This is a genomic window from Glutamicibacter sp. AOP5-A2-18, from assembly GCF_052446055.1.
Lineage (GTDB): Bacteria > Actinomycetota > Actinomycetes > Actinomycetales > Micrococcaceae > Glutamicibacter.
This window is the reverse complement of record NZ_JBQSVW010000001.1, coordinates 446,659-461,322: the sequence shown is the minus strand read 5'-3', so window position 1 is coordinate 461,322 and position 14,664 is coordinate 446,659. Positions and strand designations below refer to the sequence as shown.

The 14,664-nt window shown below is 57.3% G+C and carries 16 protein-coding genes; 9 read left to right on the top strand and 7 right to left on the bottom strand.

Annotated features, from left to right (window positions below; all coding sequences use genetic code 11):
* Nucleotides 1–19 precede the first annotated feature (19 nt).
* Nucleotides 20–658: an alpha/beta hydrolase gene (locus ACT3RW_RS02250; protein ID WP_444612684.1), complete on the bottom strand. Its 639-nt coding sequence runs from the start codon at nucleotides 656–658 to the stop codon at nucleotides 20–22.
* Between the two features lie 274 nt (nucleotides 659–932).
* Here ACT3RW_RS02250 and ACT3RW_RS02245 point away from each other — a divergent pair, with 274 nt between their 5' ends.
* A complete protein-coding gene (locus tag ACT3RW_RS02245; RefSeq protein WP_444612683.1) occupies nucleotides 933–1,820 on the top strand; it encodes an esterase/lipase family protein in 888 nt (295 codons plus the stop codon).
* On the opposite strand, the gene ACT3RW_RS02240 is transcribed toward ACT3RW_RS02245, so the two are convergent.
* From ACT3RW_RS02240 to ACT3RW_RS02225, 4 genes are all read right to left on the bottom strand, one after another.
* Entirely contained in the window at nucleotides 1,821–2,606 is a 786-nt protein-coding gene (locus tag ACT3RW_RS02240; protein ID WP_131090457.1) for an IclR family transcriptional regulator domain-containing protein, read from the bottom strand.
* 75 nt (nucleotides 2,607–2,681) lie between these two features.
* Nucleotides 2,682–3,338, bottom strand: coding sequence for a 3-oxoacid CoA-transferase subunit B (locus ACT3RW_RS02235; protein ID WP_444612682.1), 657 nt, complete (start codon nucleotides 3,336–3,338; stop codon nucleotides 2,682–2,684).
* On the bottom strand, nucleotides 3,338–4,009 hold the full coding sequence (locus tag ACT3RW_RS02230) for a 3-oxoacid CoA-transferase subunit A (RefSeq protein ID WP_444612681.1): 672 nt from the start codon (nucleotides 4,007–4,009) through the stop codon (nucleotides 3,338–3,340). Before ACT3RW_RS02230 ends, ACT3RW_RS02235 begins: the two co-directional genes overlap by 1 nt.
* Before the next feature lie 18 nt (nucleotides 4,010–4,027).
* A complete protein-coding gene (locus ACT3RW_RS02225; RefSeq protein WP_444612680.1) occupies nucleotides 4,028–5,239 on the bottom strand; it encodes a thiolase family protein in 1,212 nt (403 codons plus the stop codon).
* A 209-nt stretch (nucleotides 5,240–5,448) separates the two neighbouring features.
* On the opposite strand from ACT3RW_RS02225, the gene ACT3RW_RS02220 reads away from it, so the two are divergent.
* From ACT3RW_RS02220 to pcaC, 8 genes are all read left to right on the top strand, one after another.
* Complete coding sequence (locus ACT3RW_RS02220; RefSeq protein ID WP_262198518.1) at nucleotides 5,449–6,642, top strand: MFS transporter; 1,194 nt, start codon at nucleotides 5,449–5,451, stop codon at nucleotides 6,640–6,642.
* A gap of 9 nt (nucleotides 6,643–6,651) precedes the next feature.
* Nucleotides 6,652–7,401 (top strand): IclR family transcriptional regulator, encoded by a 750-nt coding sequence (locus tag ACT3RW_RS02215; protein WP_131090462.1) that lies wholly within the window; start codon nucleotides 6,652–6,654, stop codon nucleotides 7,399–7,401.
* A 128-nt stretch (nucleotides 7,402–7,529) separates the two neighbouring features.
* Nucleotides 7,530–8,726, top strand: a complete 1,197-nt coding sequence (locus ACT3RW_RS02210) for a 4-hydroxybenzoate 3-monooxygenase (RefSeq protein ID WP_444612679.1) — start codon at nucleotides 7,530–7,532, stop codon at nucleotides 8,724–8,726.
* Between the two features lie 36 nt (nucleotides 8,727–8,762).
* The gene (gene pcaH, locus ACT3RW_RS02205) at nucleotides 8,763–9,569 is read left to right on the top strand and encodes a protocatechuate 3,4-dioxygenase subunit beta (protein ID WP_444612678.1); all 807 of its coding nucleotides are present in this window, start codon (nucleotides 8,763–8,765) and stop codon (nucleotides 9,567–9,569) included.
* On the top strand, nucleotides 9,569–10,147 hold the full coding sequence (pcaG, locus tag ACT3RW_RS02200; protein ID WP_444612677.1) for a protocatechuate 3,4-dioxygenase subunit alpha: 579 nt from the start codon (nucleotides 9,569–9,571) through the stop codon (nucleotides 10,145–10,147). Before pcaH ends, pcaG begins: the two co-directional genes overlap by 1 nt.
* Before the next feature lie 63 nt (nucleotides 10,148–10,210).
* Complete coding sequence (locus tag ACT3RW_RS02195) at nucleotides 10,211–11,617, top strand: lyase family protein (RefSeq protein ID WP_444612676.1); 1,407 nt, start codon at nucleotides 10,211–10,213, stop codon at nucleotides 11,615–11,617.
* Complete coding sequence (locus ACT3RW_RS02190) at nucleotides 11,599–12,396, top strand: alpha/beta fold hydrolase (protein ID WP_444612675.1); 798 nt, start codon at nucleotides 11,599–11,601, stop codon at nucleotides 12,394–12,396. Before ACT3RW_RS02195 ends, ACT3RW_RS02190 begins: the two co-directional genes overlap by 19 nt.
* A 17-nt stretch (nucleotides 12,397–12,413) precedes the next feature.
* Complete coding sequence (gene pcaC / locus ACT3RW_RS02185; RefSeq protein WP_131090468.1) at nucleotides 12,414–12,812, top strand: 4-carboxymuconolactone decarboxylase; 399 nt, start codon at nucleotides 12,414–12,416, stop codon at nucleotides 12,810–12,812.
* Nucleotides 12,813–12,874: 62 nt separating this feature from the next.
* On the opposite strand, the gene ACT3RW_RS02180 is transcribed toward pcaC, so the two are convergent.
* Both ACT3RW_RS02180 and ACT3RW_RS02175 read right to left on the bottom strand, forming a co-directional pair.
* Nucleotides 12,875–13,321, bottom strand: coding sequence for an acyl-CoA thioesterase (locus tag ACT3RW_RS02180; protein WP_255165525.1), 447 nt, complete (start codon nucleotides 13,319–13,321; stop codon nucleotides 12,875–12,877).
* Between the two features lie 51 nt (nucleotides 13,322–13,372).
* Nucleotides 13,373–14,500, bottom strand: a complete 1,128-nt coding sequence (locus ACT3RW_RS02175; RefSeq protein WP_444612674.1) for a hypothetical protein — start codon at nucleotides 14,498–14,500, stop codon at nucleotides 13,373–13,375.
* Nucleotides 14,501–14,664: the final 164 nt, after the last annotated feature.

Below are 14,664 nucleotides of genomic sequence, written 5' to 3'. Positions count from 1 at the left end.
TGAGCTAGTGGCGATTTTTTTATTCTGCAGCGTCCAGTTGGCTGGCCACGTGCGAGCGAACATCCAACAGTTCGTCCGTATTAATTCCATGGGCTAGACCCGGATAGATACGTTCGGTCAATGTGGAATATTGAGGCAAGAATTCACTGGTCCGCTGGATAGCTACCGGGGCAATGACTTGATCCTGCTGGCCTCGGCCCCAGAAAACGGCCGGACGCTGCCTAGCAAGGGACGCGTCTCCGGGTTGGGTAGCGTCGAGTACAAAACCACCAAGGATTGTTGTAGCCACCACGCGTTCAGGGCGGGTTCGCATTAGCTGACTTGCCATCAACCCGCCCTGCGAGAATCCGATGGGGATGATCTTGATTTCAGGGGCAAGATTTTCCTCAACCCATGCCCAGATCAGCTCGGTCGCAGCTTCGACCGGCGCCGCATCAGGAACCCCAGGGGTAACGATCTCGAACCACGCAGCCCCGCCATGCCCCAATTCCAGAGGCGCACGCAGCGAAGCCCACGGCAGAGACAGCCCAAGTGGTTCCGCGAGGGTGCTCAGATCATGCTCATTAGAGCCGAACCCGTGCAAAAAGAGCAACACCGCACCCGATTCAGGGCTCTCGCTCCATTGCGTGGAGCGTACGTCATTTAGCTGTTGAGCCATGCTCGCGGTACCTCATCTGATCTTTGAAAAGTCTTCCAAAAACAGCATAACGTATTTAGTTGAAGCTACAACTACTTTTTAAAGGTAGATCCACTACTGAATCAAACGAGCTTGTCAGCGCACGCGAGTCCACTCTTATCCCGCGTCGACATGCAACGTCATCAACCAAGTAAGCGACCACTAACCCTAGACAATCGGTAAAAGTATTGTGATCATGATCACATGCTACTCGGAAGTAACGGGTGGTATTCCATCACTTCCACCGAAGGACATCATGCAACGACGCATTTTCTCCGGCCTGGCTGCGCTATGCCTTGCCGCGGCTACACTCGCAGCACCAGCCATCGCACCAAGTTCAGGAAATACCGCTCAAGCTCAGAGCACCAGCACCGCTTCACTGAATGTCAGCCCCATCGGGGCCAACAACTGGAGCTGCGTGCCAAGCGCAAAACATCCCACCCCAGTGGTTCTAGTTCACGGAACTTTTGAAACCATGGCCGACAACTGGCTCACCCTTTCACCAACCCTCAAACGCCAGGGGTACTGCGTTTACGCCTTGAACTATGGGCTTGAAGGTGGGCTATCGGGCACCGGTGATATCCGCGAATCCGCAGCACAGCTCAGTGATTTTGTGGATCGGGTGCGTGCGGCCGCCGGAACCCAGAAAGTAGATATCGTGGGGCACAGCCAAGGCGGAATGATGCCTCGCTGGTACATGGGCCACATGGGCGGAGCCAAGTACGTCAACGACCTTGTTGCCGTTTCACCTTCAAACCATGGCACCCAAGGAGTCATCGCGCCGTCGAGCACCGGGATGAAGCTGATCGGTGTTGTTGGAGCTGTCGCCTGCGACGCGTGTATTGATCAGGTGGCCGGAAGTGAGTTCTTGACCGAGCTCAACTCCATCGGTGACACCGTCAATGGTCCGGACTACACGGTGATCACCACCAAGTACGACGAAATTGTCACGCCATACGGTTCGCAGTTCCTCGACGGTCCAGATCAAAAGGTCACCAATGTTCTCATACAAGAAAAGTGTCCATTAGATCTCTCCGGTCACCTGACGATCAACCATGACCCGGTAATGCATCGATTGGTGCTCAACGCACTGAGCACCGATGGGCCAGCCAATCCGGCCTACCGACCGTCGTGCACCATCTAACTATCGGCTAGTGGCTAAGGCTTCGCGCACCTGCTGGGCAGCCTGAAGTAATCGAGGCAAGATCGCTTGGGCTGCTGCTTGAGCGCTCTGCTCGCTGGCCGGATGCACGCTCATAGACACGTTCATCGCCGCCGCCACGGTGGAGTCTGCATTGAAGATTGGTACCGCTACCGAGCGCAATCCAATCTCCAGTTCCTGATCAACTACCGCGTAGCCCTGCGTACGGATCTTTTCTAGTTCCTTGCGCAGGGCTGCCGGCGTTTTCAGGCCCATGCCAGTGCGAGATTCAAAGCCCTGCGCCAAAACTTCTTCGCGAAGCTCATCGGGTCCAAAGGCCAACAGCACTCGACCCATGGAGGTGTTGACCGCAGGGAATCGGGTACCGACAGAAATGCCAACACGCATAATCGAGCGGGTGTGCACGCGGGCAACATAAACAATGTCGGTGCCATCAAGTACCGAGGCAGAGGCTGATTCATGCACTTGCGCGGAGAGATCTTCAAGCACTGGTTCGATCAGCTGCGGCAGGGTGGCGCTGGACAGATAGGCATAACCCAGCTGCAGAACCTTGGAGGTCAGTTCAAAATGCTTGCCGTCTGAACGCACAAAGCCCAGCTCTTGCAAGGTGAGCAAAAAGCGTCGGGCGGTAGCCCGTGAAAGTTCGGTGCGTGCGGCGACCTCGGAGAGAGTCATCGACATATGCTCCGCGTCAAAGCAGCTGATGACGGCCAAACCGCGGGCCAGGGACTGGACCGACGTTGAAGGTGTTGCCTGCTCGCTCACCATACTCCTTGCATGCGTAAAAACTCTGATGGGGTGCCCTCCACCAGATGGAAGGCACCCCACTAATCTACTGTGTCTCTAGGCCCAGGTCAGCTCAACTGGGACCTTGGCCTGCAATTCATCGAAGCTGATGCCGTGAGTCGAGCGCACAAAGACCTTGCCATCGCGCAGTTCGAAGATCGCAACCTCGGTGTAGATCCGCGAAACACAACCCAGCCCGGTGACCGGGTAGCTCAGGGTTTCCACCAGCTTTGATTCACCTGCCTTGGTGAACAGGCTCATCATCACCCACGTCGCTTTGGCTCCGATGGCCAGGTCCATGGCGCCGCCAACTGCGGGAATCGCGCCTTCGGCGCCGGTGTGCCAGTTGGCCAAGTCGCCAGCCTGCGAGATCTGGAAGGCGCCAAGTACACAAACATCCAGGTGCCCTCCACGCATCATCGCGAAAGAGTCAGCATGGTGGAAGTAGGCTGCACCAGCTAGTTCGGTGACCGGGATCTTGCCGGCATTGATCAAATCCTCATCAATGTCTTCACCGGTGGCTTCTGGGCCCATGCCGAGCATGCCATTTTCGGTGTGCAGGGTGACGCCCTGCTGCGCCGTAAGGAAGTTGGAAACGTTGGTCGGTTGGCCAATACCCAAATTCACAAAGGCTCCGGCAGGAATGTCGCGGGCTACCAGCTGCGCCATTTCATCGCGGGTCAACTTTGCTTCGGTGGTGCGCACATTCGTCATTATTTTTCTCCTCCAAGAGCTACCACGGTGTCAACATAGATCCCCGGGGTGATCACGTGCTCCGGATCGATGCTTCCAATCTCCACCACTTCATCAACCTGCACAATCGCGGCCTTGGCCGCGGTGGCCATAATCGGCCCAAAGTTTCGTGCGGTTTTGCGGTACACCAGATTGCCGAAGGTGTCGGACTTCAGCGCCTTGATCAGGGCGAAGTCGGCATGGATGGGCGTTTCTAAGACATAACCTTTGCCGTCGATAATCCGACTTTCCTTGCCTTCAGCGAGCAACGTGCCATAGCCGGTAGGGGTGAAGAAGCCGCCGATGCCGGCTCCCGCGGCGCGAATGCGTTCGGCCAAATTGCCCTGCGGAACAAGTTCCAGTTCAATCTCCCCGGCGCGGTAAGCCTGGTCAAAATGCCACGAGTCGGACTGGCGAGGGAAGGAGCAGATGATCTTTTTGACGCGGCGTTCCTTGATCAACAGGGCCAGACCAGCATCGGCTTGGCCGGCATTATTGTTGACCACCGTCAGATCGGTGGCGCCACAATCCATGAGCGCATCAATGAGCTCCATGGGCTGTCCGGCATTGCCGAATCCGCCAATCAAGATGGTGGAGCCGTCACTGATTTCTGCGACGGCGTCCGCAGCGGTGCTGGCAATACGTGGTGCCATGATGATTTCCTCTCGAAGCTATTTGGTGGCGTTGACGTTTTCGATGACCACGGCAAGACCTTGGCCTACGCCGATGCAGATGGCGGCCAGTCCATAACGTTCGTCGGATTCCTGCAGGCGTCGGGCCAGTGTGCCCAGGATCCGTAGTCCCGAAGCGCCCAGTGGGTGACCGATAGCGATAGCCCCTCCCCAAGCGTTGAGTATTGTTGGGTCGATATCCCAGGCACGAATGCAAGCAAGGGACTGTGCGGCGAAGGCTTCGTTCAGTTCCACCGCTGCAATATCAGACCACTTCAGGCCTGCTTTATTCAGCGCCTTGTTGGCCGCTTCCACCGGGGCAAAGCCGAAGAATTGTGGCTCCAAAGCCGATGAGCCGTTGGAGACAATCCGAGCGATGGGATCTTGGCCCAACAGCGCACCACCCTTTTCGGAACCGATGAAGGCTGCCGAGGCACCATCGTTCATCGGTGAGGCGTTGCCTGCGGTGACCGTGGCCTTCTCTCCGGTACGAAATACCGTGCGAAGCTGCGAAAGGCTCTGGGCGGTGGAGTCAGCGCGGATGGTTTCATCGCGGGTTACTTCGGTGCCACGCTTATTGGCTGGCGGTACGGAAACAACTAGGTTGTCATACTTTCCGGCGTCCCAGGCGGCCGCAGCCTGCTGGTGCGAACGAGCGGAAAATTCATCCTGATCTTCACGCGAAATGTTGTGCTTTTCGCGCAGCTGTTCGGTGGCCTCACCGAGTGAGACGGTCCATTCGCCCGGCATGGCTGGGTTAACCAGACGCCAGCCAAGGGTGGTGTTGACCAGCTCTAAGTTGTTCATCGGGAAGGGACGCTCGGTTTTTGGCAGTACCCACGGGGCACGGCTCATCGACTCAACGCCGCCAACCAAGATAAGGTCCGCGTCCGAGGTGGCGACTTGACGTGAAGCGGCAATCGAGGCATCCAACGAGGAACCACACAAGCGGTTCATGGTGGTGCCGGGCAGCGAGGTTGGCAGACCGGCGAGCAACGTTGCCATGCGGGCTACGTTTCGGTTTTCTTCGCCGGCTCCGTTGGCATTACCAAAGATGGATTCATCGATGGTGTTCACATCAAGCTTTGGCGAACGTGCAACAAGTTCGCGCACCACATGCGCGGCGAGATCATCCGGGCGGTGGCTAGATAGCGCGCCACCAATCTTGCCAAAAGGGGTGCGAATTGCGTCGTACAGGTAGGCCTGCTGCATAGTCTCACTGCTCCATTGCTGAAAGATGTTCACTGTGTGAACTTAAGTTCGTAAGATGAACTTTACTAGCCGCCGAGAATCTAATCAAGAGAACCTTTTGATTTGTTCACTTCTTGAACATTGGTGCGCTCTACGAAAGTGGTGCTACGATCACATCGCCGTGACACGCATCACTGGCTATGCCAACAGAGACCTCAAAGCGGCGACTCATGTCTTCACCACAAGGTGACACGCAAAAACTCAAACTCGGCGGCTGGATCGCCGCACTCTGCTTCTTCATCGTGGTCTTCGAGGGCTACGACATTGTTGCCCTGGGCGCCACCATTCCAGTGTTGACCGACCCAAATGTCGGCGGGTTCAGCGTGAGCCAAATGAACTGGGTCAACACCTTCTCACTGATTGGCGTCGGTGTCGGAGCCGCAACAATGGGACGGCTGGCCGACCGCTTTGGACGACGTCGCCCACTACTGATTGCAGTCCTCGTCTTCTCGATCTTCACCCTGCTCTTCCCCTTCCTGCCCAGCGCCTTCTTGATGGGCACCTTCCGCTTTATTGCAGGCCTAGGACTTGGTGGTTGCATGCCTGTGGCCTTGGCGTTGATGCAGGAAAATGCCCCGGTAGGGCGGCGCGCACTGGCCAATAATCTGCCGATGGTTGGCTACCACCTGGGTGCAGTGCTGGCATCGCTGGCAGGCAAGGCCGCCGGGGTGCACTGGTCGGTACTGTATTTCCTCGGCGGCGGACTGGGCCTGGCCCTGCTGGCGCTGCTGTGGTTCAAGCTTCCCGAAAGCGAAGTGATCGCCAGTAGTGAGCGCACCTCAATTTCCGATGTACTCAAACCGAAATACCTGCGCACCTCAATCGGCCTTTGGATTGCCGCATTTATGGGTCTGGTATTGGTCTACGGTCTCAACGCTTGGCTTCCTAAGATCATGGGAGCTGCTGGTTACCCGGTGGCCGATTCGCTGACCATGCTCTTTGTATTGAATTTGGGCGCCATCGCAGGGCTGTTCATTAGCGCCTACGCAGCTGATAGCAAGGGCATCAAGCTTGTCTCGCTGATCTGGTTTGCCGCCTCGGCAGCACTGTTGCTTCTGTTGGCAGTACCTTTTGGAAGCCAAGTTCTTTTGACCGCAGTCCTCTTTGTCACCGGCGTTTTTGTTTTCTCCGCCCAGTGCCTGATGTATGCCTACGCAGGGCACGTATACCCGCGCAACCTGGTGGCCACAGGCATTGGACTAGCCTCGGGCATCGGCCGTTTTGGCGCCATCATTGGCCCATACATCACCGGCCTGATGGTGGCTGCTGGCACCGCATACCCGGGAGCATTTTTCCTTTACGGTGGCGCCGCACTGCTCGCCGTGTTGGTCATTGCTCAAATTCCAAAGCCACAGCGTAGTTAGAGTTGTTCCATGGCCAATTCTCCTAGTGGGGATTCAATGTTGGACCGCTTGGTGCGGATCTTGGATTCCTTTGACGCGAACAACCAATCGCTCAGCGTGAGCGTTTTGGCGCGCCGGGCAGATATCCCCCAAGCGAGCATGTATCGGCTGCTGGACTCAATGGTGGCCCATGATCTGCTCAGCCGCGATGCGTCCGGGCAGGTTCGCTTGGGCTTGCGATTATGGGAGCTGGCCAACCGTAGCGCCACCACTCAAGACCTGCGTACGGCGGCTCTTCCCTTCATGGAAGACATCAACCAGCTTCTTGGGCAGAACACTCAACTCTCGGTGTTGCACCAGGACGAAGTGCTGATCATTGAGCGTCTTTCGCGGCCCGGCTCGGTAGTTAATCAGGCAAACGTGGCCGGCCGCATGCCGGTTCAACGCACTTCCATGGGAATGGCTCTTCTCGCGTTCTCCCGCCCGGAAATCATCGGCGATTATCTGTCCCGGCACGATGCTGTCATGACCGCTTCCCATCCAGATTTCCGGGCGAAAATGGCTGAGATTCGCCGTACCGGCTATGCCTCATTTGATGGCTTCATCGATCCGGAAACTACCGGCGTTGCCGCGCCAATTCTTGATGATGCTGGCTACCAAGTCGCGGTCATTTCCGTGGTGCTCCCCCGCCAGACTCGTGCGGTGCAATCGGCCGGGCTGGCACTACGCACGGCGGCGCGAGGAATTTCTAGAGCACTGCAGCTAGGTGGAACCGCCTAGGACGAGGACTGGGTCAGTTGAAGTACCTGATGCACTTTTCTCATTCAATGAGAAGCGAACTGAATTCACACCTGTGACGCAAGCATCATTGTGCAAGACCCATTTCCCGGCACTGACAGGTAGGAACCATGGCAAAGGCGCCACGCATCCTGAAGACCAAGGTTGGCATCATCGGCGGCGGTCCCGCCGGGCTGATGCTCTCGCACCTGCTGGCTACCTCGGGCATCGAGAACGTCGTGGTGGAAATGCGCGATCACGAGACGATCCGCAACACCCACCGTGCTGGCATCCTCGAAGCCCAAGCAGTCACCATGCTCACCGAGTCCGGGGTCAATGGACGAGTACTCACCGAAGGTGACGAGCACGCAGGAATCGACCTACGCTTCAACGGCGAATCCCATCCCCTAGACTTCCGTGACCTAGTTGATGCCACCGTGACCTTGTACGCGCAGAACGAGGTGTTCGTGGATTTGGCTACAGCTCGTAAACGCGATCGAGGAGATGTACGGTACTCGTGCGAAGTCACCGAGATCCTGGACATGGAGACCTCCACCCCGAAGTTCCGCTTCACCGATGCGCAAGGTGAGCTCTTCGAGGTGCACGCCGATGTAATCGTCGGGGCCGACGGCTCCCGCTCTTTCGCCCGACGCCAGATGCCACAAAAGCTCGCCCAGGATTTTAAAGTCTCCTACCCCTTCGCTTGGTTTGGAATCCTCACCGAGGCCCCAAAGTCCGCAGCGGAACTGATCTACGCAAACTCGCCGCACGGCTTTGCGCTGATCTCCCAGCGCAGCGAAACCGTACAGCGCATGTACTTCCAATGTGATCCCAACGAGGACGTCAACGCGTGGAGCGATGACCGCATCTGGGCCGAGCTGCAAAAGCGCGTGGACGGACCGGATAACTTCCAGCTACAAACCGGACCCATCTTTGATAAGACCGTTTTGGGCTTCCGCTCCTTTGTCCGCGAACCACTCTCGCATGGACGGATGTTCCTGATCGGCGATGCCGGACACACCGTCCCACCCACCGGGGCCAAGGGCCTGAACTTGGCCTTCGCCGACGTCAAAGTACTCTTCGAAGCGCTGGATTCATTCTTCTCCACCGGCAGCGACAAGCTGTTGGACGGGTACTCGGACTTGGCACTCAAACGAGTCTGGAAAGCACAGAACTTCTCCTACTGGATGACTTCCATGCTGCACACCCCGGTGGGCGGCGACCCGTTCATGGCCAAGCGTGCCCTCGGTGAATTGGAAACCGTCACCTCCTCACGCTTCGGCCAGCAGTATCTCGCCGAGTCCTACACCGGCTGGCCCCACGCATAACACCGCACCCACACAAATTTTCAGAAAGGAGCCGAGATGAGCGCCAACAGCAAGACACTGGATCCAGCAGCCACCACGGCCACGCAGGAAGATATCAGCGCCGAAATCTCCAACATCCACGAGGACTACCGCCAACAACTTGTTGCCGGCAAAAAGGCCGAAACCCAGCCCCGAGTGGACTTCGCTCCCTACCGCTCCTCGCTGCTTCGCCACCCGACCAAGAACCTGCACCATGCAGATCCGGAAACCATCGAACTGTACTCCCCAGCCTTCGGCCAGCGCGATGTACACGCTTTGGAATCGGACCTCACCATTCAGCACAATGGCGAGCCGATCGGCGAGCGCATCGTAGTTTCCGGCCGAGTGCTTGATGGAGATGGTCATCCGGTCGTTGGACAGCTGGTGGAGATCTGGCAGGCCAACGCCGCCGGCCGCTATGTGCACAAGCGCGATCAGCATCCAGCTCCGATTGATCCGAACTTCACCGGGGTCGGCCGAACGATCACCGGACCCAACGGCGAGTACTCCTTCACCACCATTAAGCCAGCCCCGTACCCGTGGAAGAACCACCACAATGCTTGGCGTCCGGCGCATATCCACTTCTCGTTGTTCGGCACCGATTTCACCCAACGCATGATCACCCAGATGTACTTCCCCGGTGACCCGCTCTTTGCGTTGGATCCGATCTACCAGTCCATTACCGATTCTGATGCGCGCGATCGGCTGGTGGCCACCTACGACCACTCAATTACTTCCCACGAGTGGGCTACCGGCTACAACTGGGACATCGTACTGACCGGGTCAAATCGCACCTGGATGGAAGAGGAAGAGGGCGAGCACTAATGACAAAGGCTCCAGAACTAAAACTGGCTCCCACCCCGGGTCAGACCATTGGCCCGTTCTATGGCTACGCACTGCCCTATGAGAAGGACAATGAGCTGGTCAACCAGGCGCACCCCAACTCGGTGCGTTTGCACGGGGTGGTCTATGACGGCAAGGGTGAGGTCATCCCCGATGCGCTGCTGGAAATCTGGCAGGCCGACGAGAACGGCACGGTAGTTTCGCGCGAAGGTTCGCTGGTTCGTGACGGATACACCTTCACCGGTTGGGGTCGCACGGCGGTAGATAATGTCGGACACTACACCTTCACCACCGTGAACCCGGGAGCCACCGAGGCGGACAAGGCGCCGTTCATTATGCTCACGGTGTTCGCCCGCGGGCTCCTGAACCGGCTGTTCACCCGGATCTATCTGCCCGAGGATACCGAAGCACTGGCCAATGATCCACTGTTGGCCTCGCTGAGCCCGGCAGAGCGCAAGACGTTGATTGCTACCCGCGAAGAGGATGGATCACTGCGCTTTGATGTTCGTTTGCAGGGTGAGGATGAAACCGTGTTCCTTTCCTACCCGCGCGAAAGCTAGGCGTCTAGGACTACAGTTCTAGAGCGAGAGACAAACTAAAACAGTGAAGAATCGAGGGACTTGATGGATGGCGCAGACTACGGCGTGCTAGCTCCAACCTGGGCCGGTACCGCGGCAGCTTCGCTGTCCAACGACATGGCTTTTATCCAAGCCATGCTTGATGTTGAGGCTGCTTGGGTGCAGGTTCAGTCCGATGCCGGCTTGTGCAGTACCGACGATTCGCGGGCGGTTAACACGGTGGCTGACGTTCAGCGCTATGACCTCACGGTCTTAGCTTCAAAAACTCCCGATGGTGCCAATGCGCTGATCCCACTATTGGGCATGATGCGAGAACAGCTCGCTGTTGATCGTGCACCCAAGTCCGCGAGCACCGCATTACACCGCGGGGCCACCAGCCAAGACATTATCGACACCGCACTGATGCTGGTCCTGGCCAAAACTATCGGCCAGACCCTGAGCGACTTGCGCAGTACTGCCGACGGACTAGCAGGCCTCGCCCGGGCCCACCGAGAAACGGTGTGCATTGCCCGGTCTCTGACCCAGCATGCACTGCCAACAACTTTCGGTTGGAAAGCAGCCAGCTGGCTCTCGGCCGTGCTGGATGCCGAGAAGCAGCTTGATGATGCTTTGCAGCAGCTACGACTGCAGTGGGGCGGCGCGGCAGGAACCCTAGCTTCCTTGGAACAATTCCTTGAAGGTCATGGCGATGCCTCGGTGAGCACCGGGCAGCTTAGTTCTCAGCTCGCAGACCGTTTAGGGCTGAAGGATCCCGGCGCACCATGGCACACCAACCGCATGCCCATCCTTCAGATCGGCTCTGCTCTGGGTGCGACCATCGCGGCACTGGGTACCTTTGGCGCCGATGTACTCACCTCTTCGCGCCCGGAAATCGGCGAGCTATCCGAACCACGTGAAGCAGGCAAGGGTGGTTCCTCGGCCATGCCGCAGAAGCAAAACCCGGTGCGTTCGGTGTTGCTGCGCAATGCTGCTTTCAGCTCCCCTGGATTACTCTCAACGCTTTTCACCGCTGCTGGTACCGCGGTGGATGAACGCCCTGACGGTGGTTGGCATGCTGAATGGAGCGCGCTACGCGAACTGACCCGGCTGGCCGCGGGAGCAGCATTCCATGCATCATTCCTGGCCAATGGCTTGAGCGTGAATCTTCCAGCCATCAATCGCAACCTCGCGCTGGGTGGAGTTGCGGTGCTGTCCGAACGCTTGGCTACCGTGTTGTCTCCAATGGTTGACGGAGGCAAGCCTGCCATCCAGGACTTGGTGCGTCGCAGCCTGCGTGAAGAACGGCCTTTGCACGAACTTTTGCGTTCAGAAATTCCCGCGGAAGACTTCAGCGATACCAAGTTGAACGAACTTTTTGATCCTGCCGGTTACCTTGGTTCCGCGGATCGTTTCACCGAAACTGTATTAGCCGACTACTCGGCACGGAAGGAACTATGGCAGTCCCAGAACTAACTCCGTCGCTACTTCATACCGATGCTCAGCTACCTACCCTCATTACTGGCCCTTCGCTGGGCACCGCGGCCCTGCCGTTGTGGGGTCCGGCCTTGCCCTATCTTAAAGACCATTTCCAGGTCATCGCGTGGGATCTTCCCGGGCACGGCGTCAGCAAGCCATCAACGCAAGAGTTCACGTTGGCCGAGCTGGCCGCCGGCGTCACCACCATGGTTGAAGCGTTACGAACTGATGGGGTTATCGCCGAGAACACCAAGCTGTTTTACGCCGGAGTTTCGGTTGGCGGTGCCACCGCGTTGCAGGTAGCCGTGGATCATCCTGGCTTCTTCAATGCTTTGGCCTCGATCTGCTCGGCTGCCAAAATTGGTACGCCTGAAGGCTGGACCGAGCGCGCAGAACTCGTGGCAAAAGCCGGAACCCCGACCATGGTCGCAGGTTCTGCCCAACGCTGGTTCGCGCCCGGGTTCATCGAAGAGCAACCAGAGATTTCTGCCAGCCTGCTGCACAGCCTGCAGGACGCGGACCGCTTCGCCTATGCCCACGTTTGTGGCGCCTTGGTCGACTTTGATGTGCGCGAACAGTTGCAGGCCACCACGGATCCGATCCTGGCTATCAACGGCGCACAAGATCAGGTGTGCCCACCGGCCGACGCGCAGTTCATCGCCGAGTCTGCACCTAAGGGCCACTCTGCCATTGTGGAATCCGCAGGCCATTTGGCTCCTGCCGAAGCACCAGAAGAAACAGCAACATTGCTGGCAGATTTTTTCCTCTCCAACTAAGAAAGGACAGGACTACGATGACCGACTCACAGCGCCTGCCCGGCGACACTTACGATGCAGGCATGAGCGTGCGCCGCGAAGTACTCGGTAACGAGCACGTTGACCGCTCCACCAATAATTCGAACGAATTCACCGACGAATTTCAGGAAATGATTACCCGCTATGCGTGGGGAACCATCTGGACCCGCGACGGTTTGCCGCGCACCACCCGTAGCGCCATCACCCTGACCGCAATGATTGCCGGTGGCTACTGGGAGGAACTAGAAATGCATGTGCACGCGGCACTGCGCAATGGAATGACGCCCGAGGAAATCAAGGAAGTCTTCCTTCAGTGCGCCATCTACTGCTCTGTGCCTGCCGCCAATGTTGCCTTCAAGATCGGCAAGAAGGTTCTGGACGAATACGCAGCGCAGTAAGGACTGCTCTTACTGCTCGCATGACGGCCAGCTCGCCAACGATGCGGGGCCAGATGACGAGATCAGTTTCCTGATCGTACGCCAGCGGCTGGAATCAGCGACGATTCCAGCCAGCTGCGTTCCTGATCGTTAAGCACTCGTGAGGACACCCCGTCAGCATCCAACGGAACCATCACAGTGGTCGAGTCGAACACCGGCTGGCCGTCCTGATAGCCGATACCCCGCACGGTGAATGACTTATTGCCGACCCGGCTGATCCCCATACGGATCACCATTTCAGGCTGGTAGTACAGTGGCCGTTTGTAGTCGATCTGGATGGAAGCCACGACCGTTCCGAACTCGAATCGACCGGTCCTGCCATCTTCGCGAGTCCAGCGGATTCGGGCCTCTTCCATCAGTGTGACAATGCGGGCGTTATTCACGTGCCCCAATGCATCCTGATCCGACCAACGCAGCTGCAACACCATTTCAGTTGCAGCGTTTAGTTCGTTTGTTGCTTCATTGCTCATGAACTCATTGGATCAAACTTCCAGAGCCACATCCCCCAGCGTGACAGAGCGTTAACTTGAAGATTCTTCGTCTATAACCCAGTGCGCATCGTTGCTATGAGCATCCAGGCATTTCCAGTCTTGTGAATGCTCACTCTCACGGACGTCATCGATGAACCAATATGTTTTGTCCGGATCCCACCCTGCGATGAGCGTAGCGAATTTAGCATCCACCGACAGGCATTCTCCGGCGAGCGCAAGATAGGCGCCGATGCTCAAGTGCACCCCGTCATAATTGCGTGCTACCGCTAGCCAATCTGGAATGACCCACGCGCCATCACGTCCCGTGACGCGATACCAGTCGTGACGTTTCTGCGCTGTGACCTCGATGCCATGGTCCTGACAGAGCTTGACCCATTGCTCCGCTGAGGAAATTTCCAGGACCTTGGCACTACGTGGGATGTCCACCATTGTGGTGGTTGCTTTCTCCCATCCAAACCCATCTTCCACGCAACTCAGACCTATCGGTTGCCCATCAGAAAACTGCCCGCACGTTTCTTCTAGGTACATATTTGGCGCAGACCACCAAACGCCGCTGAAATTCCCCAGCGGGCGCGACTGGTTCTCCCGGGCATCGCGCGCTTCGGTTCGCAGCACATGATCCTTCCACGCGATTAATGATTCAAGACCAGTCCGCTTCTTATCTGTAGCAGGATCAACGATTCCAGTCAGATCGAAGTTCACCCGGTGCTGCGTTGCCACATCCAGCGGGTCAAACCAATAATCTATTTGCCTCGACGCAGCGATGTGTTTTGCAATTCGTTCCAGTTGGACTCTGAGAATCGGGGACGCAAGGACAATTTCTTGCCCATATGGTGGTTGCCAGTACATCGCCGAGTCAACGGAATTTTCCAATGCCGCCTGCAAAAGATGCGGCTTCACATCGAAAAGTTCGGTTCGTTCCAGCGACTCAGCGAGCTTCTGCGCCCATACCTGCACGGTCCCAATGATCGGGTCGGCAGATGCACGTCTCTGACGCTGCAGATCATCGATCTTGGTTGAGGCGTAGTACATCACCTCATGCAACTGGTGCTGGGAATATTCAGGGAGCGATTCTTCTTCGCTGGCGATGGCAAATTCCCACAACAGCCGCCGTCCGCGCTGCCCTTGCAGCAGTGCGTCAACAATCTCCATGCTCACAACCGCTTTCTCTGATCATTGATAGCTAAATACGCCCAAGACACCTTGTAAGTATTAACGGAATCGATTATTCGACATTACCTGAGCGGGGGCTGTTATTCACCTTAGGTTGACAGCGTTGGCAAAGGTCGGCTAAAGGGCCGGCAGATTGTCACCACCCCGGA